Here is a 23,110-nt window from a genome sequence, read left to right on the forward strand (position 1 = left end):
CCGGGGCGGTCAGACGAAGAAGCAGAAGGGGTGGCCGGCCGGGTCGAGCCACACCCGCACGTCGTCCTGGGGCTGGAACGCAGCGAGCCGCGCGCCGGCCGCCTCGGCGACGCGTCCGGCGGCGTCGAGGTCGTCGACCTCGATGTCGAGGTGGAGCTGCATCTGCTGGTCCCCCCGGCCCGCGGGCCAGACCGGGGGCTCGTGCGCGTCCTCCAGCTGGAACGAGAGACCCGTGGAGCCGTCCGGCGGGCGCAGCGTCACCCAGTCCGGCTCGTCCGTGCCGATCGGCCACCCGCGCAGCTGCTGGTAGAAGCGCGCGAGGCCGCGGGGGTCCGGCGTGCCGAGGACCGTGGAGACGAGGCGCACCCGACCGTCCTAGTGCCGTTCGGCGAGCTGCGCGAGCCGCCGCTCGGCGAGGCCGGCGAGCAGCGCCGCCCCGTCGGGCAGCACGGAGTCGTCGAAGCCCGCGAGGGGGGAGTGGTTGTCCGGTGCGGTCTCCCAGTCGCGCCCGTCGAGGCACGCGCCGAGGAACACCATGACCCCGGGGACGGCCTGGAGCACCCGGCTGAAGTCCTCCGCGCCCGCGATGGGGTCCGGCATGTCGAGCCAGCGGTCGGCGCCGACCACCTCGGCGACTGTCCGGCGGGCGAACTCGAGCTCGGCCGCGTCGTTCACCGTGACCGGGTACTCCGGCTCGAGGCGGACCTCGGCCTCGAGGCCGTGGGCGGCGGCGACACCCTCGCAGTAGCGGACCAGGGCGGCGTGGAGGCGCTCGCGGACAGCCGGGTCGGTGGTCCGGATCGTCGCCTCCGCGTACGCGGTGGTGGGAATGATGTTGCGCCGGGTGCCGGCCTCGACCTTGCCGAACGTCACGAGACCCGTCTCGAACGGCCCGACGGTGCGTCCGGCGACCGCCTGCGCCCCCAGCACGATCTCGCCGATCGCCGGCACGGGGTCCGCGGCGCGGTGCGGCGCGGAGCCGTGGCCGCCCTTGCCCGTGAGCGTGACGAAGAGGCCGTCGGACGCCGACAGGAGCGGGCCCGGGCGCGAGGCGACGGCGCCCTTCGGCGCCAGCCCGGACATCACGTGGAGCGCGTACGCCGCGTCCGGGCGGCGACCGGCCGCCTCGAGCACGCCCTCACGGATCATGTGTCCCGCGCCGTCCCAGCCCTCCTCGCCGGGCTGGAACATGAGGACCACGTCCCCGGGCAGGGAGTCCCGTTGGGCGGCGAGCAGGTGCGCGGCACCGACGAGCGACGTCACGTGGAGGTCGTGCCCGCAGGCGTGCATGACGCCGTCCACCTCGCTGCGGTACGGGACGTCGAGCTCCTCCTGCACAGGCAGGGCGTCCATGTCGGCGCGCAGCAGGACCACCGGCCGCTGCGCGGGGGCCGCGGAGGGTCCGCGACGGCCGACGTCGGCGCCGCCCCGGAGGACGGCGGTGATGCTCGACAGGCCGCGACCGGTCGTGATCTCGAGGTCGAGACCCTGGATGGCCTCGAGGACGGTCTGCTGGGTGCGGGGGAGCTCGAGGCCGATCTCGGGGTGGCGGTGCAGCCGGTGGCGGAGCCGGACCAGGTCGTCGGTCAGGGCGAGGGCGTCGTCGGCCACGGTCATGGCGCCACCGTAGTGTTCGGGCCCGTGCTGGTCGTCGCGAGCCTCAACGTCAACGGAGTCCGGGCCGCGCACCGCCGCGGCATGCCCGCGTGGCTGGAGCAGCGCCGCCCCGACGTGCTCCTCCTGCAGGAGGTCCGCGCGGACGCCGAGACGGTCGCCGAGCACCTCGGCGAGGGCTGGCACGTCGTCGAGGCGGTCTGTGCCCAGAAGGGGCGCTCCGGCGTCGCCGTCGCCGCGCGGACGCCGCTGCGCGACCCCGTGACGACGCTGCCCGGGTTCGCCGACGACGGCCGCTGGGTCGAGGCGACCGTCGGGGAGGGCGACGCCGCGGTGCGGTGCGTCAGCGTCTACGTCCACTCCGGCGAGGCGGGCACCGAGCGGCAGGTCGACAAGGTCCGCTTCCTCGCGGCGATGAGCGTGCGACTCGGCGAGCTCCGGGCTCGGGAGGCCGCCGGCGGGCCGCCCGTCGTCGTGGCGGGCGACCTCAACATCGGGCACACCGAGCGGGACATCCGGAACTGGAAGGGCAACCGCGGGAAGGCGGGCTTCCTGCCAGAGGAGCGGGCGTTCCTCGACAGCTGGTACGCCGGCGGCTGGGTCGACGTGTCCCGCCGCCTCCACGGCGACGTCGACGGTCCGTACTCGTGGTGGTCGTGGCGGGGGCAGGCGTTCGACACCGACACCGGCTGGCGGATCGACGTCCACGTCGCCACGGAGGCGCTCGCCGCCCGCGCGCGCTTCAGCGAGGTCGACCGTGCCGCCTCGTACGCGGAGCGCTTCAGCGACCACGCCCCGGTCGTGGTCGGCTACGACGTCTGAGGTCCGGCCACACGGGTCGGACACACGCCCCGACGCCGCCTCACGCCGACGCCGGCAGCAGCCACTCGGCGCCGTCCGGGGTGTCGCGCACCTCGACACCGAGGTCGGCGAGCCCGTCCCGCACGTGGTCGCTCGTCGCGAAGTCCTTGTCCGCGCGGGCCCGCGCCCGCAGGGACAGGAGCAGCTCGACGTAGCCGCCGACAACGTCCCGCGGGTCCCGGGCGCCGGTCCGCGCGAGCTCGCCGAGCCGCACCACCATCGCCCGCAGCACCCGGCGGGCGTGGTCGCGGTCGTCGCTCTGGAGGGTGTCGCTCAGCCAGTCCTGCATCGACTGCTCGACCGCGTGCACGGCGGCGACCGCGGCGTCCACGTCGGAGGCCGCCATCGCGGCGTCGAAGCGCTCCCGCTCCGCGTCGACGGCCGCGCGGAGCGACGTCGCGGACCCGGGGGCGGCCGCGTCGTCCGGCCGGCCGGCGGTGTCCGTCGAGGCGGAGGTGGTGGGGGGTGCGGAGGCGGAGGCCGACGTCGTCGACGCGGGCGGAGCCGCCCCGGGCTCCGCGGGACCCCGTCCCGCCACGACGTCCCCGACCCACCCCGTCTCGACGGTCCGGCCGTCCGCCAGCGCCACCTCGTGGTCCCGGTACCGCAGCGTGACGACGCCGCTGCCCCGGACGGTCGCCGTCCCGGCGGCGAGGTCGAGCAGGAGGGCGGTGTGCTCGTCGACACCGACCACGCCGACGCCGTCCGGCAGCAGGGCCTCCATCGCCCGGAGCCGCGCGGCGCCGAGGTAGCAGTAGCGCGTGTCGTAGGTGCCGCCCTCGGCGTTGTCGAAGTGCGGGACGAGCGCGGCCGGGACGCCGGCGAGCGCCCCGAGCACGTCGAGCCCCTCCGCCCAGTGCAGGTCCTCGCCGGCCTTGTAGATCTCGTAGACCGGTACCGCGTGCGACCCCACGGTGCACGCGGCGGCCGAGCCGACGACGAGGGTGCCGCCGCGACGGACGACGTCCGTCATCGCGGCCGCGACGCCGGTGCCGCGCCACTGCCGCAGCGCGTACGTCGGGCTGCCGGGACCGGCGAACAGCCAGCGCGCCTGCTCGAGGTCCGCGAGCGTGCGCTCCGCCTCACCCGAGGGGGCGTCCGCTCGGCGCCAGCGCGCCACGCCGACCCGGCGGCCGACCGACTGCTCGAAGTACTGCAGCGTGCGCTCGACGAGCTCGTCGGCGTTGTCCTGGAAGCCGAAGGTCGTGTCGAGGGCGAGCGCGGTCCCGCTCGGCCCGCCGTCGGGGAACGTGTCGGCGAGCACCGACCGGTGCGTCTTCACCATCGTGGGCGCGGTCTCGCCGGACCCCATGACGACGATGCGGCTCACGACGGCTCCTCCTGGTGCTCCGGTGGTCGGACGCCCGCCGCGGCGAGCACGTCGACGAGGTCGGCGGCGAGGCGGTCGGGGTGCTGCAGGTGCAGGTCGTGGTGGGCGTCGTCGTACCGCCGCAGGAGCGGGTGCGACAGTCCCGCGACGGCCTCGGCGACGCGGTCCGCGGACGGCTGACGGCCCGCGGGTGCGAGCAGGACGGGGACGGTCACCGCCGGGTACAGCGTGCGCGGGTCCTGCGCGTGCATCGAGCGGAGGATCCGCTCGTGGGACGCGAGCGGGAGCACGTTGCGGACGCGGCCGTCGGGGTCGCCGGGTGGCTCGCTCGTGAGGTTGGCGAGCACCGCGGGCAGGGCGTGCGGGCCCCAGTCCGCCAAGGCGGTGGCCAGCCGGTCCTCGGCGTCCCGCCACGTCGCGCCGTCCCAGCCCGGCGGTGCGAGCCGGCGCCACACCTGCTCGAACGGCTCGTCGCCGTCGAAGCGGAGCCAGCCGCCGTCGACGAGCGCGAGGGCAGCGACGCCCTCGACCCCCCGCGCCGCCGCCTCGAGCACGACGTTGCCGCCCCACGACTGCCCCGCGAGCACGACGGGCAGCCCGGAGAAGGCGTGCTCGGAGCGCAGCAGCCCCACGAGCGCGGCGACGTCGCCCGCCGCCGTCGGGGTGTCGACGGTCCCCGCCGTGCGGGGCGCGTCGGGCAGCGTCGCGCTCGCGCCGTGCTCGCGCTGGTCGACGGCGACCGAGGCGACACCGTGCCGGGCGAGCGCCGCGGCGCACGCGTCCCACATGCGGGCGTTGGAGGCGAGGCCGTGGACCAGGACGGCGAGCGCCCACGGCCCGCCGACGGGCACGGTGCGCCGCACCGCGAGGTGGACGTCGCGCCCGGGGAGGGCGACGACGTCGGGCACGACGTCGGGCACGGCCGCGCCGGCCGGGCGGGTCGGTTCGGCGCTCACGTGGTCGGCGACCCGACCACGCGTGCCCGGAGCGTCGACACGGCGGTCGCGATGTCGATGCTGTCCTGGGCGGACGGCAGCCACGTGCGCTCGCCCCGCACCGCCCGGGCGACACCCTCGACCATGAGCCGGTAGGGGTCGACCGCGTCGAAGGTCTCCGTCGTCCGTTCCGCGCTGAGGTGGCCCTCGTCGTCGAGCGGGCGCACGTGCAGCTCGCACGGCGCGTCCTTCGCCGTGAACGAGGGCGAGCCCAGGACGAGGGCCGCCTCGTCGCCGTACACGGCGACGAGCTGCTCGTCGCGCCCTGCGATGCCGCAGCGGACGGACGCCGTGCGCTCCTGGCCCGCGACCGGCTCCGGCGACCCTGCGGGACGCAGTGTGCCGTGCGCCCGCACGTCGACCCCGCCGACCACGTCCCCACCCGCGTCGACGACCTCGAGTGCTCCCGCGCCCAGCGCCCACCGGCACGCGTCGACGGCGTAGCACCCGACGTCGAGCAGGGCCCCTCCGCCGCGGGCGGGGTCGAGCCGGTAGTTGCCGGCCATGGCGCCGGTGACGTCGCCGTCGAAGCTGAACTCCGCCTCGACCCGGCCCACCCTGCCGAGGGCCCCGGAGCGCACGAGCTCGACGGCGCGCTGCGTGCGCGGGTGCCACCGGTACCACCACGCCTCGACGAGGAGCCGCTCCGCGGCCGCGGCGGCGGTGTGCATGCGCGCGGCCTCGTGCTCGTCGAGGCCGAGGGGCTTCTCGCACAGCACGTGCTTGCCCGCCTCCAGGGCGGCGAGGGTCCACGGCAGGTGCGCGTCGTTGTTCAGACCGACGTACACGACGTCGACCTCGGGGTCCTCGAGCAGGGCCCGGTACGCCACGGCGCCGTCGTGCGACCCGGACCCGTACGCCCGCCCGGTCGGTCCGAGCGCCGCCGCCCGCGCCTCGTCCCGGGCCGCGACGGCCTGCAGGTGGGCGCCCGTGGCCGCGTGCGTCGCCGGCGCGAGCGCCCCGCGGGAGATGCCACCCGCACCGAGCAGACCGACCCCGACCGACCCGTCGGACCTCATCGCCGGCTCACCTCGGCACCACCGGGCGACCGTCCTCCGCCGCGGAGGTCGAGGCCGCCTCCATGACCGCGAGGACCCGCCGGCTCGTCGCCCCGGTCACCGACATCGGCAGCCCGAGGAGGAGGTGGTCGGCGAGCTCCCGGTGGAAGGGGTGCGGCGGGGCGCCCGGCGTGGCGAGCCGCGTGACGGACCCGTCGGCGGCGTGCAGGTCGAGCACGGGCGGGGAGTCCGCAGGCGCGAGGACGTCCTCCTCCAGCGTGCCGACCGCGTTGCGGGACACGATGCGCTCCGTCCGCCACGAGCCGACGACCGCCCCCTCGGTGCCGAGGACGTACCAGCGCGGCTTGAGCGCGGCGGCGAGGTCGGAGTGCGTGAACTCGGCCTCGGCGCCGTCCTCGAAGCGCACGAGCACGCGGGAGTGGTCGGCGTTCGTCACGTCGAACCACCGGCGCTTGTGCGTCGTCGCGCTCACGTGCGCGACGGGCGCGGGGAACAGGTCGAGCAGCTGGTCGATGACGTGGGCGCCCCAGTCGTAGAAGGCACCCCCGGAGGCGTCGGCGTCGGAGTGCCAGAGGTTGCACGGGTGCCCGAAGCCCCCGACGAAGGCCTCGACGTGGAACACCTCGCCGAGTCGCCCGGAGCGGACCGCCCGCGACAGCGCGAGGTGGTCCGGGTCCCAGCGGCGGTTCTGGTAGACGACGGCGAGCACCTCGGCGTCGGCCGCCGCGTCGAGGACGGCGTCGGCCTCCTCGGTGCGGATCGCGAAGGGCTTCTCCACGACGACGTGCTTGCCGGCCCGCACCGCTGCCAGCGCCCACCGGGCGTGCGTGTCCGGGGGGGTCGACACGACGACGAGGTCGACGTCCGGGTCGGCGAGCACCGCCTCGGGGTCGTCCGTCGTGCGGACGTCCGGGGCGACGGCGGCGGCGGCGGCGAGCCGTTCGGGGTTGCGGTCGCACACCGCCTCCAGCGACAGCCCCGTCACCTCGCGGAAGGCGGCGGAGTGCTCGTGCCCGATGGCGCCGTAGCCGAGCAGCGCGGCACGGACGGGGGAGCGGGGGGCGGTGTCGCGCTCGACGAGGTCGTGGAGCGCGAGCAGCAGCAGCCTGCGGGCGGGCGGCGACGCGACCCCGGTCGGGGTCGTGCCGAGCGTCCACGTGAGCGTGCGCCCCCGGCGGGCGGCGACGGGGTGGACCGCGAGACCGACGGCGGCGGTGAGGAGGACCGTGATGTCGTCGGCGAGCTTGTCGACGGTGAGGACCCGGTCGCGCACGTGGACGTGCTCACCGAGGTGCGCGCCCGTGCCGTGGCGGTGGTCGACGAGCCGCGCGGCGAGGGCGCCGGCGTCGCGGCCGGCGCGCACCCGCACGTCGTGGGCCGGTGTCGGGGCACCGTGGACGACGCCGGTGAGGTCCTGCCACACCGCGCCGGTGTCGCTGCCGAGCGTGGGGCCGGCGAGCACGAGGGGCCGCCCGCTCGCGACGAGCCGGTCCCGCACGGCGGGGTCGCCCGGACGGTCCGTCCACACGAGGACGGCGTCCGCGGCCGCCGGGTCGGGGGTCTCCGCCACGCCTGCGCCACTGAGACCGTCGCGGAGGTCGGCGACGGCGTCGGCGAGGTGGGCGTCACCGAGGTCGACGTACCAGTGCAGCCGCAGCCGCACGCGCCCGGGCGTCCTCACGTCACCAACCTACGACGGCACCCGCCCGGTCCGCTCGGCCGCCGCGATCGCGGCCGGCGTGACGACCTCCGACCACGTGGGGAACGCCCGCACGTGCCCGGCGAGGAACCCGATGTCGCACCGCGCGGCGATGGCGAGGGCGAGCTCGCCCGCCCACGAGTCCGCCTGCGCCCCGACGGCGGCGGCCCCGAGCAGCCGCCCGTCGGCCCGGTCGACGACGAGCCGGAGGCGGGCGGGGGCCGCGGGCCCGTCGTCGCCGGGCCGGGCGAGGTCCTCGAGGAACCACCGCGCGGTGCCGTCGAGGTCCTGGTCGCACGCGACGACGTCGTGGCCGGCGTCCCGGGCGGCCGACTCCCCGAGACCGACCGAGAACAGCGGGGGGTCGGTGTACACCGCGCGGGGCGCCGCCCAGTCGCGGGCCCGCACGTCGTGCCCCTGCAGCCGCGCGAGGACCACCCGTGCGTGCGCGTTCGCGGTGTGCGTGTACGCCGGCCCGCCCGTGACGTCCCCGACCGCGAAGACGCCGTCGACCGGGGAGCCGTCACCGCCGAGGACACGGCACGCGTCGTCGACGCGCACGGCGCCCTTCTCCACCTGCACCCCCAGCGTCTCGAGGCCGAGGTCGTCGCCGGCCGGGGCGCGGCCGGTGACGACGAGGACGCGGTCCACGTCGACGGTCTCCGCCGGCGCGTCCTCCCGCTGCAGCCGCCCGCGCACCACGCCGTCGACGGTCTCCACCGACGCGAGCGTCGTGCCCGTCCGCACGTCGACCCCGCTCGCGCGCAGGTGCGCGGCCATCGCCTCGCCGACCCACGGGTCCTCGCCGCCGAGCAGGGCGGGGGCGGTCTCGACGAGCACGACGCGCGTGCCGAAGGACGCGTACGCCTGGGACAGCTCGCAGCCCACCGCCCCGCCGCCGAGGACGAGGAGCCGGTCCGGGCGCTCCGGGGAGGCCAGGGCGTCGTCGGAGGTCCACACCGGGGCCCCGGCGAGGCCCGGCAGGTCGGGGACCACGGCGCGGGACCCGGTCCCCACGACGAGGGCACGCCGCCACCGCACGACCCGCCGGCCGCCGTCGGGCGTCGCCACCGTCACCTCGCCCGAGGCGCTCACCCGGCCCCGGCCCCGGACGAGCGTCGCCCCCGACTCCCGGACGTCGTCGGCGTGGCCGGAGTCGTCGCGGTGCTCGGCCGCCTCGTCGCGCAGCCCGACGGCGTCGCGCCAGGCCGCCGCCAGCGCCTCGCCCTCGAGCCCGGCACGGCGCGCCCGGGCCGCGGCGAGCAGGAGCGCCTTGCTCGGCACGCACGCGAGGAAGGGGCACTCACCGCCGACGAGACCGTCGGCGACCGCCGCGACGCTCATCCCCGCGCGGGCCGCCTCCGTCGCGAGGAGCTCGCCCCCGGAGCCGACGCCGAGGACGACGACGTCGAACGTGTCCGTGCTGTCGGGCTGGTCCGTGCTCTCCGGCTGGTCGCTGCTGTCGGCGCTCTCGGGCTGGTCCGGCATGCGGCCAGCGTGCCCCGCCGCCCGGGGCGCGGCCACCGGGCGGCGGCGCTCAGGCCACGCGTCCGGCGGGCGCGCTGGGCCGGACGCGCAGGACCTGCGGCTGCCGGTGCCCGGCGTCCGAGGCCGCGCGGGTGACGGCCTCCGCGAGGGCGTCGCTCCCGCCCGGCGGGGCGAGGACGACGGCGGACCCGCCGAACCCGCCACCGGTCATGCGGGCTCCCGGTGACCCCGCGACGAGGGCGCTGTCGACGACGAGGTCGAGCTCGGGGGTCGAGATGCGGAAGTCGTCCCGCATCGAGGCGTGCGAGGCGACGAGGGCCGGACCGGCGCCGGCGAGCGTGCCCGCCCTCAGGTGCGCGACGACCTCGTGGACGCGACCGACCTCGGTGAGGACGTGGCGCACCGCACGCCGCAGCTCGTCGTCCGGCAGCCGCGGCAGCACGTGGTCGAGGACGACGGCGTCGTCGACGGCGGCACCCGGCAGGAGGTCGGCGAGGCGGTCGACGCCGAGCAGCCCGGCGGCGCGCTCGCACGTGCTGCGCCTGCCGCCGTACTGCCCGTCGGTGAGGGCGTGGTGGGTGCGGGTGTCGACGACGAGGAGCTCGGCGTCGGCGGGCACCGGCACGTGCTCGACGTCGAACGTCGCGCAGTCGAGCAGCAGGACCGCGCCGTCACGGGCCCGCAGGGACACCGCCTGGTCCATGCCGCCCGTCGGGGCGCCGGCGAACTCGTTCTCGGCCCGGACGCACGCCGCGGCGAGGGACCGGCGCGCCACGTCGTCGTCGGGCAGGCCCGCAAGCCCCGCGACGGCGACGGCGACGGCGCACGTGAGGGACGCCGACGACGACAGCCCCGCCCCCAGGGGCACGCGGCCGTCGACCACGAGGTCGAGACCCGGCACGTCGTGGGGTCCGACGAGCCCCACCTCGGCGAGCGCCCACACGACCCCAGCGGCGTACGCGGCCCACCCGGGGACCCCGCCCGGCGCGAGGCCGGCGACGGGACCCTCCCACCGTGAGCCGTCCTGCCGCGAGGCGAGGCGCAGGAGCCCGTCGTCACGACGTCGCGCCGCGACCAGGCCGCGGTGGGGGATGGCGAAGGGCAGGACCGGGCCGCCGTTGTAGTCGACGTGCTCCCCGACGAGGTTGACGCGCCCGGGTGCCGCCCACACGCCGTCGGGTCGTCCGCCGACCAGCGTGGTGAAGGCGTCGAGGACGTCGTCGAGGTGCGCGTGCGGCTCGGGCGCCGGGGCCCAGAGGACGTCGGTGCTCACGCCCCGCTGCCCCCGGCCGGTGCGGGATCCGCCCGATCGGTGCGGACGAGCTCGGCGAACCGGTCGGCGATCCGCTCCGGCGTCGTGTCGGACACCCACGCCCCCTGCCCGGACTCCGAGCCCGCGAGGAACTTCAGCTTGCCCGCCGCCCGCAGCACGGAGAACACCTGCAGGTGCAGCCGGGGGAGTGCGGCGGGGTCGCCGTCGCGCTCCGGGCCCACGGGCGCGGCGAACCACCCCGCGATGTACGGCAGCGTGACGGGCGAGCCGTCCTCGCCCTCGAAGAACCGGTCGAGCAGCCGCAGCAGGCGCGGGTAGAGGAGCGCGAGCTCGTCGCGCTCGGCGTCGTCGAGGCCCGCGAGGTCGAGGACGTGGCGGTGCGGCACGAGGTGGACCTCGACGGGCCAACGGGCGGCCGCGGGCACGAACGCCGTCCAGTGCTCCCCGGTGAGGACGACGCGGCGGGTGCTGCGGCGCTCGGCGGCGAGGACGTCGCCCAGGAGGTCGCGGCCCGTCGCCGCGTGGTGCTCGGCCGCGCGCGCGGCGTGCTGCGCGCTGCGCGGGGGCACGTACGGGTAGGCGTAGACCTGTCCGTGCGGGTGCGTGAGCGTGACGCCGATCTCGCGCCCGCGGTTCTCGAAGCAGAACACCGAGCGGACCGCGGGCAGACGCGACAGCTCCGCGGTGCGGTCGGCCCACGCCTCGACGACGGTGCGCACCCGGGCGGGGTGCAGGTCGGCGAACGTCGACTCGTGGTCGGCGGTGAAGCACACGACCTCGCAACGCCCCGCGGCGGCGTCCTCCGGCCACAGGGCCTCGCCGTCGACGAGGCCGGCGGGCTCGGGGTCGCGGGGGTTGAGGGAGGGGAAGCGGTTCTCGAAGACGACGACGTCGTAGTCGGCCGCCGGCACCTCGCTCGGCGTCCCACCCGGTGCGGTCGGGCACAGCGGGCACGCCTCGCGCGGCGGCAGGTGGGTGCGGTTCATCCGGTGCGAGGCCAGCGGCACCCACTCCCCGGTCAGCGGGTCCCGGCGCATGCGGGCCGCGGGCCCGAGCGGCGGCAGGTCGCGCGTGTCGTCGCCCGGTCGGGTCCGCCCCGACACCCACGGCTCGGTGTCGTCGAAGTAGAACAGCTCCCGACCGTCGGACAGCAGCACGCGGCTGCGGTGCACCCGGTGCCCGGCGAGGGCCGGGTCGCGGGCGTGGTCGTGCGGGCGTGTCGTCATGCGTGACCTCCGGCGGTGGGCGGGATCTCGGCGTCCGCCCCGGCGTCGTGGACGTCGGCGACGAGGAGCCGCCCGACGTGGGTGCTGAGCATGGCGCGGTCCGCCGCGCCGAGCCCGGAGTCGGACACGAGCACGTCGACGTCGTCGAGGGGGACGATCGTCGACAGCCCGACGAGCCGGAGCTTCGTGTGGTCGCTCACCACGACGGTCCGTCCCGCCGCGGCGATCATCGCCTTGTTGGTCGCCGCCTCGACCATGTTCGGGCTCGTGCACCCCGTGCGCTCCGAGAAGCCGTGCACCCCCAGGAAGAGGGTGTCGACGTGGAGGTCGCGGAGCGCCTGCACCGCGACCGGACCGACGAGCGCGTCCGAGGGCGTCCGGGTGCCGCCGGTGAGGACGACCGTGCGGTCCCGCCGCTCGGGGTCGTGGAGGGCGTCGGCGACCGGCACGGAGTTCGTCACGACCGTGAGGTCGGGCACCTCCCGCAGCTGCTCGGCGAGGGCGAGGGTCGTCGTGCCCGCGGACAGCGCGACCGACGACCCGGGCGGTACGAGGGTGGCGGCGAGCCGGGCGATCGCGAGCTTCTCCTCCCGCTGCTCCCCGAGCTTGGTGCGGAACTCCGGCTCGAAGCTCGAGTGCGGGGCGTCGGCGAGGGTGGCGCCGCCGTGCACCCGCACGACGAGACCCCGGTCGGCGAGCTGGGCGATGTCGCGGCGCACCGTCATGTCGGACACGCCGAGCTCCTCGACGAGGGCGCTCACGCGCACCGCGCCGTCACGGCGGACCTGGTCGAGGATCGCCTGCTGGCGCTGCCGCGCCAACGCGCTCACGGGGAGCCTCCCGGTCCCTCCCGGACCACGGCGACACCGCCGGGCCCGACGACGAGCGGCTCCTCGGCCGAGCAGGCACGGCCCGTCACGAGGTCGGTGCCGGCCAGGGGCACCCGGGCGCCCTCACCGGTGTGGTCGAGGACGAAGACCCAGCTGCCGCCGTCCCCGCGGCGGCGGACGGCGTCGACGCCCGGCGGCAGCCCGGGCACGACGGGTCGCACCCCGGCGGCGGCGGCGAGCGCCGCGACGAGCGCGTCCGTGCCGTCGTCCGGCAGCCGCGTCGCGCAGTACCACGCCGAACCGGCGCCGACAGCACGTCGCGTGACGGCGGGGTCGCCGGCGCACGGACCGTCGGCGAACTCCGCGACGACCTCGGTGCCCGGCTCCGCGCGACCCCACTCCGACCACACGCTGCCGCGGACGCGGTCGAGCGCGGGCACCGCCGAGCCCGGCGGGGTCCGCAGGGCCGTCGTCGTGCCGGGCAGGAGCGGGACGAACTCCTCGACGCGGACCCCCAGCAGGTCGCGGAAGGCGCCCGGGTAGCCGCCGAGGCGGATGTGGTCGTCGGGGTCGACGGTGCCGGAGAAGTACGTGACGAGGACCTGCGCCCCCGCCTCGGCCGCGGCGGCGATGCTCGCGGCGCCGGCGTCGGACACGAGGTGGAGGCTCGGGACGAGGACCACGCGGTACCTGCTGAGGTCGGCCTCCGGGTGCTCCCCGCAGACCGTGAGCCCCGCCCGCCACGCCGCCCCGTACCAGGCGCGGAGCTCGTCGCGGTAGCGGTGCAGCGTCGAGGGGGTCGACGCGGCGTCGGTCGTCCACAGCGAGTCGTAGTCGTGGACGAGGGCGACGTGCGCCTCGGTGCGGCTCCCGGCGGCCTCGGACACCGCGTCGAGGACCCGACCGAGCTCGACGACCTCCTGCCACCGGCGGCTGTCGGTGCCGGCGTGGGGGAGCAGGGCCGAGTGGTACTTCTCCGCGCCGGCGCGCGAGGCGCGCCACTGGAAGAACCCGACGGCGTCGGCGCCCCGCGCGACGTGGCTGAGGCTGTCGCGCAGCATCTGCCCGCGCGGCTTCGCGGTGTTGACCGGCTGCCAGTTCACCGCCGACGTCGAGTGCTCCATGAGCACCCACGGGTCGCCGCCGGCGAGGCCGCGGGTGATGTCGGCGCTCATCGCGAGCTCGACGTGGGCGTCCGGCAGGTGCGCGGCGAGGTAGTGGTCGTTCGACACGACGTCCTGGTGGGGCGCCCACCGGTGGTAGTCGAGGCCGTCGAAGGAGAAGCCGACCATGAAGTTCGTCGTCACCGGCACGCCCGGCGACAGCTCGTGGAGCAGGTCCCGCTCGGCGAGGTGCTGCTCGAGGGAGGCGTCGGAGCAGAAGCGGCGCCAGTCGAGCTCGGCGGTCGGGTTCGGGATCGCCGTGGTCGCGCGCGGCGGCACGACGTCGTCCCAGCTCGTGTAGCGCTGGGACCAGAACGTCGTGCCCCACGCCTCGTTGAGCGAGTCGAGGGCGTCGGCCGGGTCGGCCGTCGTGCCGTAGCGGCCCTGGAGCCACGTCCGGAAGTGCGCGGCGGAGGTGTCGCAGAAGCACATGAGGTTGTGGCAGCCGAACTCGTTGCCGACGTGCCACATGGCGAGCGCGGGGTGGCCGGCGTAGCGACGGGCCAGGAGCTCGACGAGGGCGAGGCTGCGGCGCCGGTAGTCGGGGCTCGACGGGCACCACGTCTGCCGGCTGCCGTGCGAGAGCCGCGTCCCGTCGCGCGTCACGGGCATGGCGTCCGGGTGGAGGCGGGCGAACCACGGCGGTGGGGCGGCGGTCGCGGTGGCGAGGTCGACGGCGATGCCCGCGTCGTGCAGCCGGTCGAGGACCCGGTCCAGCCACGCCGTCTCGTACCGCCCGGGCTCCGGCTCGAGGAGCGCCCACGAGAAGACGCCGACGGTCGCGAAGCCCACGCCGCACTCCCGCATGCGGGCGACGTCGTCGTCGAGGGTCGCGTCGGGCCACTGCTCGGGGTTGTAGTCCCCGCCGAGTACGACCCGGTCAGACGGCCATGTCCGCATGAGCCGACACTCTGGCCCGATGAGGCTGTTGAGTCAACATAATCCGACATAACGAGGTGGTGGCCGCCGCTTCGTCACGAGCGCGTAACGGTCGACCTCGTGGCGCGACGGAGCCCTTGACAGCCGCGGGTAGCGCTGTTTAGGTCACGACATCCGATGTGGAGTTGTGTTCGAACCTGGGTGAACTCGTGCAGACGCGATGTGGCGTCGGCGCGGCCCGGGTGAGGACCCGCTCAGTGCCGAGTGATCCAGGAGGGCCCCGTGGCTCAGCGTCTTGCGTCCCCATCCCTGTCCGGCTTCGCGCGCCGCAGCTCGGGCCTCGTCGTCCCCCGCCGGGCCGTGCTCGCCGGCGCCGGCGCTGCGGGCGCCATGGGCGTCCTCGCCGCGTGCGGCGGCGACGAGGAGTCGTCCGGCTCCGCGAGCGGCGGCGCCGCGGCGAGCGGCTCGACGAGCCTCGGCTCGAACCGCGGTGACGAGGTCCCCCGCGCGGCGGAGGACGAGATGATCGCCGCCTTCGAGGAGGAGTCCGGCATCACGGTCGAGACGAACGTCGTCGACAACGAGTCGTTCCAGGAGTCGATCAACAGCTACCTCCAGGGCAACCCGCAGGACGTCTTCACGTGGTTCGCCGGCTTCCGGGCCCGCTTCTTCGACGACCAGGGCTTCATCGGCGACATCAGCGACGTGTGGGAGGACATCGGCAGCGGCTTCACCGACGCTTTCCGTGAGGCCTCGAGCAACGGCGACCGGCAGATCTTCGTCCCGCTCTACAACTACCCGTGGGCCGTCTTCTACCGGAAGAGCGTCTTCGAGGAGAACGGCTGGGCGATCCCCGAGACCCTCGACGACTTCGTCGCCCTCTGCGAGGAGATCCAGGGCGCCGGCCTCACGCCCGTCGCGCTCGGCGACCAGGACGGCTGGCCCGCGATGGGGACGTTCGACATCCTCAACATGCGGATCAACGGGTACGACTACCACATCGACCTCATGGCCGGGAACCAGGACTGGGACTCCGGCGAGGTCCGTGCCGTCTTCGAGCAGTGGGCCGAGCTGCTGCCCTACCACCAGGCCGACCCGAACGGCCGCACGTGGCAGGACGCCGCCGCCTCCCTCGTCCAGGGCGAGTCGGCGATGTACGTGCTCGGCATGTTCGTCGGCGAGCAGTTCCCGGAGGAGGAGCGCGAGGACCTCGACTTCTTCACCTTCCCCGAGATCGACCCGGAGATCGGCTCCGGCGCGCTCGACGCCCCGATCGACGGCTACATGATGACGGCGAACCCGGAGAACGAGGAGGCCGCGAAGGAGTTCCTCCGCTTCCTCGGCTCGGCCCAGGCGGGCGAGATCTTCGTCGCCAGCAGCCCCAACAGCATCGCCGCGCACAGCGACGCCGACACCTCCGGCTACAACTCTCTGCAGCAGAAGGCCGTCGATCTCATCAGCAACGCCGACGGGATCGCGCAGTTCCTCGACCGCGACACGCGGCCGGACTTCGCCTCGACGATCGTCATCCCGACGCTGCAGAACTTCCTCAACGACCCGAGCGACATCGACACGGTGCTCGCGGACCTGCAGGCCGGCAAGGAGCGGCTCTTCGTCGACCAGGGCTGAGCCCGGTCGCCACCCAGCCGCGACCGACCCGTAGGGAGGAGACCCCGCGATGACCGTCTCGACACCCCCCGCGCCCCCGCCGGCCGCCGCCGGCGGGGGCCGCCCCCGGCCCCACGTGCCGGGGCGGGGCAGGCGCCGACCCGTGCGCCTGCTCACCGCCCGCGACCGGGTCGTGCTCGGCCTCATGATCGGGGTGCCGGCGCTGTTCGTGCTCGCCATCGTGTGGCTCCCGACGCTCGGCACGATCCTGCTCTCGTTCACGAGCTGGAACGGCATCGGGGGCCTCGACCGCATCGAGGTCGTCGGCCTGCGCAACTACGAGAACATCATCACGAACTACCCGCCGTTCGACATCGCGGTCCGCAACAACCTCCTGTGGCTCGGGGTGTTCTTCCTCGTGGCGACGCCCCTCGGGATGTTCATGGCGGTCCTGCTCGACCGCGAGCTGCGAGGCTCGTGGTTCTACCGCAGCGCCCTCTACCTGCCGGTCGTGCTGTCGCTCGCGCTCGCCGGCTTCATCTGGCAGCTGCAGTACAGCCGCGACCAGGGCCTCATCAACGCCGTCCTCGGTCTCGAGGGGGCGGAGCGGATCGACTGGTACGGGGACCCGTCGATCAACATCTGGGCGGTGCTCGTCGCAGCCTCGTGGCGGCACGTCGGCTACATCATGCTCCTGTACCTGGCGGGCCTGAAGGCCGTCGACCCGGCGCTCCGCGAGGCGGCGCAGGTCGACGGGGCCTCGGAGGCCCGGACCTTCTTCAGCGTCGTCTTCCCGACCATGGCGCCCATCAACATCGTCGTGCTCGTCATCACGGTCATCGAGTCGCTCCGGGCGTTCGACCTCGTGTGGGTCGTCAACCGCGGGCGCAACGGCCTGGAGGTCCTGGGGGCGCTCGTTCTCGCGAACCTCACGGGCGAGGCGAGCCTCGTCGGGTTCGGCTCGGCCATCGCGACGCTGCTCATCGTCATCAGCGTCGTCTTCATCGTCGTCTACCTCGGCACGATCCTGCGGGAGGAGCGGAAGTGAGCGCGACGTCGCACCCCGCCACGACCGGGGCCACGGGCACCACGCCGGAGGACCGCGTCCCCGGGCAGGCCGGGCGGCCGCCCGGTACCCCGAGCCGCACGGCACGCCGCCGGCGACGCACGACCCCCGGCCGCATCGCGCTCTACGCGTTCCTCACGGTCACCGCCCTGCTGTGGCTGTTCCCTGTCGCGTGGGCCTTCTACAACAGCTTCCGCGACTACGCCTTCACCGCGGTCAACGGCTACGTGTCGTTCGGCGGCTTCACCCTCGACAACTACGTCGACGCGTGGGAGCAGGGCGACTTCACGCAGTACTTCGTCAACTCGCTCATCATCACGGTGCCGGCGGTGCTCGTCGTGCTCGCGCTGTCGAGCATGGCGGCGTTCGTCCTCGCGCGGTTCTCGTGGGCGCTCAACATCCCGTTCCTCATCTTCTTCACCGCCGCGAACCTGCTCCCGCAGCAGGGCCTGCTCATCCCGCTGTTCCGCTGGTACAGCTGGGTCGGGATCTACGACTCCTACCTCGCCGTCATCCTCACGCACATCGCGTTCCAGATGGGCTTCTGCACGTTCGTCCTCAGCAACTACATGAAGACGCTGCCCAAGGAGCTGAGCGAGGCGGCGTTCGTCGACGGCGCCGGGGTGTGGCGCCAGTACTGGCAGATCGTCCTGCCCTTGTGCCGGCCGCCGCTCGCCGCGCTCGGCACCCTGCAGGTGACGTGGGTGTACAACGACTTCTTCTGGGCCGTCGCCTTCATGTCGACCGGGGACAAGCGGCCGATCACGAGCGCCCTGCAGAACCTCCAGGGCCAGTTCTTCACCGACTACAACCTGCTGTCCGCCGGCTCGGCGATCGTCGCGATCCCGACGCTCGTCGTGTTCTTCGCCCTCCAGCGGCACTTCGTCTCCGGCCTCACGCTCGGCGCGAACAAGGGGTAGGCACACGGCATGACGGACACCACCACCGCCGTCCACCAGCTGCGCGGCGGGGGCGTCGCACTCGTGCTCGCGGAGCGGGCGGACGGCCTGCCCGAGATCGTCCACTGGGGCGCCGACCTCGGCCTCGACACGGCGGACGCCGACGCGTGTGCGGCGCTCCTCGCGGCCGGGGTGGCGCCGGTGCCGCACAGCACCTTCGACGCGCCGTGGCCCCTCACGCTCCTGCCGGGCGAGGCGGACGGCTGGTCCGGGCGGCCGGGGCTGGCGGCCCACCGCGGTGGGCGGGCGGTGCTGCCGCGGTGGAGCGACGTCAGGGTCGACTCCTCCGACGACCGCTCGCTCGTCGTCGAGGCGCGGGACCCCGCTGCGGAGGTGGCGCTGCGGAGCGAGTGCGTGCTCGACGAGCACGGGGTCCTCGCGGTGCGGCACACCGTCACGTCCACCGCCGGGGGCGAGGAGCCGCCGCTCGACGTCGCAGGCGTGCTCGCCGTCGTCCCCCTCCCGCCGTCGGCGACGGAGCTGCTCGACCTCACCGGTCGCTGGTGCCGCGAGCGGCACCCGCAGCGGCTCCCGCTGCGCCACGGCGGCCGGGTCCGGGAGTCGCGCCGGGGCCGGACCGGGCACGACGCCACCCTGCTGCTCGTCGCCGGCACCGCCGGGTTCGGGTTCGCCGACGGCGAGGTCGACGCGGTCCACGTCGCGTGGAGCGGCGACCACGTCCACCTCGTCGAGCGGCTCCCCGAGGGCGCCGGTCGTCATGCTGGCGTCCTCGCGGGCGGGGAGCTGCTGCGGCCGGGCGAGGTGCGTCTCGGCGCGGGGGAGTCCTACGCGAGCCCGCCGGTGCTGTTCGTCCACGACGACGCGGGGCTCGACGGCGTCGGCGACCGGCTGCACCGGCACGTCCGCGCGCGTCCGGAGCACCCCCGGAGCCCCCGGCCCGTCACCCTCAACTCGTGGGAGGCCGTGTACTTCGACCACGACCACGACCGGCTCGCGGCGCTCGTCGACACCGCGGCCCGCGTCGGCGTCGAGCGCGTCGTGCTCGACGACGGCTGGTTCCTCGGCCGCCGCGACGACTCCCGCGGTCTCGGCGACTGGGTCGTCGACCCCGCGGTGTGGCCCGCCGACCTCGGGCCGTTCGCCGACCGCGTGCGCTCGCACGGCATGCAGGTCGGGCTGTGGGTCGAGCCGGAGATGGTGAACCCCGACTCCGACGTCGCCCGGGCGCACCCCGACTGGGTGCTCGGGCCTGCGCCCGCGAGCCACGGCTCGGCGCCCGGGACGCGCCCGTGGCGGCGCCAGCAGGCGCTCGACCTCACACAGCCCGGCGCGTACGCCCACGTGCGGGACCAGCTCGACCGGGTCCTGTCCGACGTGCGGCCGGACTACCTCAAGTGGGACCACAACCGGGACCTCCACGAGGCCGTCGACGCCCAAGGGCGTCCCGCCGTCCACCGGCAGACGCAGGCGGCCTACCGGCTGATGACCGAGCTGCAGGAGCGCCACCCCGGCCTCGAGATCGAGTCGTGCGCGTCCGGCGGGGCGCGCGTCGACCTCGGGGTCCTCGCCCGCACGCAGCGGGTGTGGACGAGCGACTGCAACGACGCCCTCGAGCGGCAGACCATCCAGCGCTGGACCTCCCTGCTGCTGCCGCCGGAGCTCATGGGCACCCACGTGGGGCCCGAGCACTCCCACACCACGGGGCGCTCGCTCGGCCTGTCGCTGCGGTGCCTGAGCGCCCTGTTCGGCCACGCCGGCATCGAGTGGGACATCAGCCGGTGCGACGAGGCGGAGCTCGCTCGCGTCGCGGGGTGGGTCGCCCTCCACAAGCGGCTGCGGCCCCTGCTCCACACCGGCCGGACCGTGCGCGGGGAGGAGCACGACGGGGCGTGGTGGCACGGTGTCGTCGCCCCGGACCGCACACACGCCGTCCTCGCGTACGTCCGGCTCACGACGGGCGCCGACGCCGTCCCCGGCCTGCTGCGGCTGCCGGGCCTCGATCCCGGGCGCCGCTACGCCGTGCGGGCCCTCGACCCGACGGGCCTCGAGCGACCGCAGCTCCCGCGGGCCGTGGTGCAGCCACCGTGGATCGCCGACGGGGTGGAGCTGAGCGGCCGCGTGCTCGCCCGGCACGGCCTCGCGATGCCGGTCGTCGACCCCGCCGACGGGCTGCTCGTCGAGCTCACCGCCGTCGGCTGAGCCCCGGGGGGCGGGCCGGCGCCCCGTGCGCGGCTGGCAGGATGGCGCGCGTGAGTGTCCCCGCACCGGCCACCGCCACGGCCAACGCCACGGCCGCGCCCGCGCGCGCCGACTCGGAGCGGCCCGTGCGCGTGCCGCGCGTGTTCTCCGGCATGCAGCCGACGTCCGACTCGCTCCACCTCGGCAACTACCTCGGGGCCCTGCGGCAGTGGGTGGCGGTGCAGGAGGACCACGACGCCTTCTACTGCGTCGTCGACCTGCACGCCATCACCGTCGAGGTCGACCCCCGGGTCCTGCGCGAGCGCACCCGGCGCACCGCCGCCCAGTACCTCGCCGCCGGCGTCGACCCCGCGCGCAGCGTCGTCTTCGTCCAGAGCCACGCCCCCGAGCACGCGCAGCTGGCGTGGGTGCTCGGCTGCCTCACCGGTTTCGGGGAGGCGAGCCGCATGACGCAGTTCAAGGACAAGTCCGCCAGGGGCGGCGCCGAGCGCTCGAGCGTCGGTCTCTTCACCTACCCGGTGCTGCAGGCGGCCGACATCCTCCTGTACGACGCGGACCTCGTCCCCGTCGGTGAGGACCAGCGGCAGCACCTCGAGCTCACCCGCGACCTCGCGCAGCGGTTCAACTCGCGCTTCGGCCGGACGTTCGTCGTCCCGCAGGCCTACATCCTCGGCGGCACCGCCAAGATCATGGACCTGCAGGAGCCGACCGCGAAGATGTCGAAGTCCGCGGCGAGCCCCGCCGGTCTCGTCGACCTGCTCGACGACCCGAAGGTCGTGGCGAAGCGCATCCGCTCCGCCGTCACCGACACCGAGCGGGACATCCGCTTCGACCCCGAGGCGAAGCCGGGGGTGTCGAACCTGCTCGGCATCCTCGCGGCGTTCACGGGCACGACGCCGCAGGCGGCCGCCGAGGGCTACGCGGGCAGGGGCTACGGCGACCTCAAGGCCGACGTCGCCGACGCCGTCCTCGCCGAGCTGCAGCCGTTCCAGGAGCGCTTCACCGCCCTGCTCGCGGACCCGGCCGAGCTCGACCGGCTCCTCGCTGCGGGGGCCGCGCGCGCCCGTGAGGTGTCCGCCGCGACCCTGGCGCGGGTGCACGACCGCGTGGGCTTCCTGCCCGCGGCCGCGGGCTGAGGGCCTCGCGCCGACCGGCGACACCTCCGTCGTGACGACCTCCTGGGACGCCGCCGCCCAGCACCCGCCGTCCCCCCGGGACGCCGCGGGCGCCTCGGCGGCCGCCGAGGTGACGCTCGGGCTCGCGGTCCCGGTGCCCGAGCCGTGGGCGGCGCGCCTCACCGCCGAGCGCGAGGCGACCGGGGACCCGGTCGCGCGCTCCGTCCCGCCGCACGTCACCCTCGTCCCGCCCGTCGTCGTCCCCGCCGACGCCGTCGCCGCCGTCCTCGCCCACGTGCGCGACCGCGTGCGGACGCGCCGGTCCTTCACGCTGCGCCTGCGCGGGACCGGCACGTTCCGTCCCGTCAGCCAGGTCTCGTTCGTCACGGTCGCGGACGGGGCCGCGGAGTGCGACGACCTGCAGGAGCACGTCCGCTGCGGCCCCCTCACCCGGCGGCTCGGATTCCCGTACCACCCGCACGTCACCGTCGGCCACGACGTGCCCGACGACGCCCTCGACGCCGCCGAGGACCGGCTCGCCGACTTCGACGTGTCGTTCACCGTCGCGTCGGTGTCGCTCTTCCGGTGCGGGACGGACGGGGTCTGGCGGGTCCTCGCCGACGCGCCGCTGGAGGGCCGCCCGCTCGCCTGACCAGCACCGACGTGGTGGGGTGGAGGTCGTGAGCAGCGTCGTGGAGACAGCCAAGGGTGCCGTGGCGGCCGTCATGCGGTCGCGCCCGTGGCGCGCGAACGAGCGGCTCGGCCAGAGCCGCGGGGCGTTCCTGTCGGCCGGGATCGCCTTCTACGGGGTGTTCGCGATCTTCCCGCTGCTCGTCCTCGGGATCGCGGTCCTCGGGTACGTCGCGGCCGGCAACGAGGAGCTCCAGGACGAGGTCATCGGGTTCGTCCAGACCGGAGTGCCCGGGCTCATCGGCCCCGACGGCATCGTCTCCGAGGCCGACGTCCGACAGGCCGCGGGCAACCGGGTCGCCTTCGGTGTCACCGCGGCGGTCGGTGTCGTCACCCTGCTCCTCACGGGCCTGGGCTGGGTGGCCGCGCTGCGGGAGGGCATCCGGGCGATGTTCCGGATGCCGACGCTCCAGCTCGACCCCGTCCGCGCGAAGCTCTTCGACCTCGCCGTGCTCCTCACCCTCGGCGTCCTCGTCGTCACCACCGCGCTGGCGTCGGTCGTGACGACGAGCGTCAACAACCGCATCCTCGACCTGCTCGACCTCGAGCAGACCCCTGTGACGAGCGTGCTCTCCGCCGGCCTCGTCGCCCTCTTCACCCTGCTGCTCGACACGCTGCTGTTCACCGTGCTCTACCGCGTCCTCGCGCACACGGACGCACCGCTGCGGCAGGTCGTCTCCGGCGCCGTCGTCGCCGCCATCGGCACGGCCGTGCTCCGGCAGCTCGTGGCGTACGGCTTCCTGCTCAGCGGCAACGTCGGCGGGGGCTTCACGTTCCTCACCGCGTTCGTGCCGATCCTCCTCCTCTTCGTCTGGCTCAACCTCACGGCCCGCGTCCTCCTCTTCGGTGCCTCGTGGGTCGCGGTCGGACCCACCGCCCCCGCTGCCGAGGAGGCGCCGGAGACGGACACCGCGCCCACGCCGTCGTCGCGGCGGCCGGCGCCGCCCCCGCTGCCGCCTGCGCTGCCGGTGCGCTGGGCCGACCGCGCCGTCCTCGGGGCGGGTGTCGTGCTGGGGGCGAGCGCCGTCGCCCTGCTCCAGGCGACCGGGGCCGCGCTGCGCGCCGTGACGCGCGGCGTCGCGCGCGTGCGGGAGGACTGACGACGTGTCCCGGGAGGGGGCGCCGGTGTCGAGTG

19 protein-coding genes are annotated in these 23,110 nt (G+C 75.4%); 8 read left to right on the top strand and 11 right to left on the bottom strand.

The annotated features are described in order from the left end of the window. Positions 1 to 9: 9 nt before the first annotated feature. The gene (locus tag WAB14_RS02540) at positions 10 to 366 is read right to left on the bottom strand and encodes a VOC family protein (RefSeq protein WP_340267057.1); all 357 of its coding nucleotides are present in this window, start codon (positions 364 to 366) and stop codon (positions 10 to 12) included. A gap of 9 nt (positions 367 to 375) precedes the next feature. After that, complete coding sequence (locus tag WAB14_RS02545) at positions 376 to 1,617, bottom strand: M20 metallopeptidase family protein (RefSeq protein WP_340267059.1); 1,242 nt, start codon at positions 1,615 to 1,617, stop codon at positions 376 to 378. 27 nt (positions 1,618 to 1,644) lie between these two features. Here WAB14_RS02545 and WAB14_RS02550 point away from each other — a divergent pair, with 27 nt between their 5' ends. Continuing rightward, complete coding sequence (locus WAB14_RS02550; RefSeq protein ID WP_340267395.1) at positions 1,645 to 2,436, top strand: exodeoxyribonuclease III; 792 nt, start codon at positions 1,645 to 1,647, stop codon at positions 2,434 to 2,436. 40 nt (positions 2,437 to 2,476) lie between these two features. Here WAB14_RS02550 and WAB14_RS02555 read toward each other — a convergent pair whose 3' ends face one another. Genes WAB14_RS02555 through WAB14_RS02595 form a run of 9 tightly spaced genes read right to left on the bottom strand, consistent with a single transcriptional unit; the run spans position 2,477 to position 14,398 of the window. Beyond that, complete coding sequence (locus WAB14_RS02555; protein ID WP_340267061.1) at positions 2,477 to 3,805, bottom strand: CysS/YqeB C-terminal domain-containing protein; 1,329 nt, start codon at positions 3,803 to 3,805, stop codon at positions 2,477 to 2,479. After that, positions 3,802 to 4,761, bottom strand: coding sequence for an alpha/beta fold hydrolase (locus WAB14_RS02560; RefSeq protein WP_340267063.1), 960 nt, complete (start codon positions 4,759 to 4,761; stop codon positions 3,802 to 3,804). The genes WAB14_RS02555 and WAB14_RS02560 overlap by 4 nt, the downstream gene beginning before the upstream one ends. After that, positions 4,758 to 5,819, bottom strand: coding sequence for a Gfo/Idh/MocA family protein (locus WAB14_RS02565; RefSeq protein WP_340267065.1), 1,062 nt, complete (start codon positions 5,817 to 5,819; stop codon positions 4,758 to 4,760). Before WAB14_RS02565 ends, WAB14_RS02560 begins: the two co-directional genes overlap by 4 nt. Before the next feature lie 7 nt (positions 5,820 to 5,826). Beyond that, entirely contained in the window at positions 5,827 to 7,500 is a 1,674-nt protein-coding gene (locus WAB14_RS02570) for a Gfo/Idh/MocA family protein (RefSeq protein WP_340267067.1), read from the bottom strand. Between the two features lie 9 nt (positions 7,501 to 7,509). Further along, positions 7,510 to 9,006, bottom strand: coding sequence for a dihydrolipoyl dehydrogenase family protein (locus tag WAB14_RS02575; RefSeq protein WP_340267069.1), 1,497 nt, complete (start codon positions 9,004 to 9,006; stop codon positions 7,510 to 7,512). Positions 9,007 to 9,055: 49 nt separating this feature from the next. Then, a complete protein-coding gene (locus WAB14_RS02580) occupies positions 9,056 to 10,279 on the bottom strand; it encodes a galactokinase (protein ID WP_340267071.1) in 1,224 nt (407 codons plus the stop codon). Continuing rightward, positions 10,276 to 11,505, bottom strand: a complete 1,230-nt coding sequence (gene galT / locus WAB14_RS02585) for a galactose-1-phosphate uridylyltransferase (RefSeq protein WP_340267073.1) — start codon at positions 11,503 to 11,505, stop codon at positions 10,276 to 10,278. Before galT ends, WAB14_RS02580 begins: the two co-directional genes overlap by 4 nt. After that, positions 11,502 to 12,335: a DeoR/GlpR family DNA-binding transcription regulator gene (locus WAB14_RS02590; RefSeq protein WP_340267075.1), complete on the bottom strand. Its 834-nt coding sequence runs from the start codon at positions 12,333 to 12,335 to the stop codon at positions 11,502 to 11,504. Before WAB14_RS02590 ends, galT begins: the two co-directional genes overlap by 4 nt. After that, positions 12,332 to 14,398 carry a beta-galactosidase gene (locus WAB14_RS02595; protein WP_340267077.1) on the bottom strand — a complete coding sequence of 689 codons (2,067 nt, stop codon included), beginning with the start codon at positions 14,396 to 14,398 and terminating at the stop codon, positions 12,332 to 12,334. Before WAB14_RS02595 ends, WAB14_RS02590 begins: the two co-directional genes overlap by 4 nt. 261 nt (positions 14,399 to 14,659) lie before the next feature. Here WAB14_RS02595 and WAB14_RS02600 point away from each other — a divergent pair, with 261 nt between their 5' ends. The 7 genes from WAB14_RS02600 (at position 14,660) to WAB14_RS02630 (ending at position 23,075) form a co-directional block, all read left to right on the top strand. After that, the gene (locus tag WAB14_RS02600; RefSeq protein WP_340267079.1) at positions 14,660 to 16,006 is read left to right on the top strand and encodes an ABC transporter substrate-binding protein; all 1,347 of its coding nucleotides are present in this window, start codon (positions 14,660 to 14,662) and stop codon (positions 16,004 to 16,006) included. Positions 16,007 to 16,148: 142 nt separating this feature from the next. Then, complete coding sequence (locus tag WAB14_RS02605; RefSeq protein ID WP_340267081.1) at positions 16,149 to 17,033, top strand: carbohydrate ABC transporter permease; 885 nt, start codon at positions 16,149 to 16,151, stop codon at positions 17,031 to 17,033. Continuing rightward, positions 17,030 to 17,971: a carbohydrate ABC transporter permease gene (locus WAB14_RS02610; protein ID WP_340267084.1), complete on the top strand. Its 942-nt coding sequence runs from the start codon at positions 17,030 to 17,032 to the stop codon at positions 17,969 to 17,971. Before WAB14_RS02605 ends, WAB14_RS02610 begins: the two co-directional genes overlap by 4 nt. 9 nt (positions 17,972 to 17,980) lie before the next feature. Continuing rightward, the gene (locus WAB14_RS02615; RefSeq protein WP_340267086.1) at positions 17,981 to 20,170 is read left to right on the top strand and encodes an alpha-galactosidase; all 2,190 of its coding nucleotides are present in this window, start codon (positions 17,981 to 17,983) and stop codon (positions 20,168 to 20,170) included. A gap of 125 nt (positions 20,171 to 20,295) precedes the next feature. Continuing rightward, a complete protein-coding gene (trpS, locus tag WAB14_RS02620) occupies positions 20,296 to 21,306 on the top strand; it encodes a tryptophan--tRNA ligase (protein ID WP_340267397.1) in 1,011 nt (336 codons plus the stop codon). Positions 21,307 to 21,337: 31 nt separating this feature from the next. Further along, positions 21,338 to 21,937 carry a 2'-5' RNA ligase family protein gene (locus WAB14_RS02625; protein WP_340267088.1) on the top strand — a complete coding sequence of 200 codons (600 nt, stop codon included), beginning with the start codon at positions 21,338 to 21,340 and terminating at the stop codon, positions 21,935 to 21,937. A gap of 28 nt (positions 21,938 to 21,965) precedes the next feature. Further along, positions 21,966 to 23,075, top strand: a complete 1,110-nt coding sequence (locus tag WAB14_RS02630; RefSeq protein ID WP_340267090.1) for a YihY/virulence factor BrkB family protein — start codon at positions 21,966 to 21,968, stop codon at positions 23,073 to 23,075. Positions 23,076 to 23,110: the final 35 nt, after the last annotated feature.

It is taken from the genome of Aquipuribacter nitratireducens (genome assembly GCF_037860835.1).
Classification (GTDB): Bacteria; Actinomycetota; Actinomycetes; order Actinomycetales; family JBBAYJ01; genus Aquipuribacter; species Aquipuribacter nitratireducens.

Coding starts and splice junctions, on each gene's coding strand:
- galT (WP_340267073.1), bottom strand. CDS start 11,505: ATGACGACACGCCCGCACGACCACGCCCGCGACCCGGCCCTCGCCGGG.
- WAB14_RS02595 (WP_340267077.1), bottom strand. CDS start 14,398: ATGCGGACATGGCCGTCTGACCGGGTCGTACTCGGCGGGGACTACAAC.
- WAB14_RS02565 (WP_340267065.1), bottom strand. CDS start 5,819: ATGAGGTCCGACGGGTCGGTCGGGGTCGGTCTGCTCGGTGCGGGTGGC.
- WAB14_RS02575 (WP_340267069.1), bottom strand. CDS start 9,006: ATGCCGGACCAGCCCGAGAGCGCCGACAGCAGCGACCAGCCGGAGAGC.
- WAB14_RS02615 (WP_340267086.1), top strand. CDS start 17,981: ATGACGGACACCACCACCGCCGTCCACCAGCTGCGCGGCGGGGGCGTC.
- WAB14_RS02545 (WP_340267059.1), bottom strand. CDS start 1,617: ATGACCGTGGCCGACGACGCCCTCGCCCTGACCGACGACCTGGTCCGG.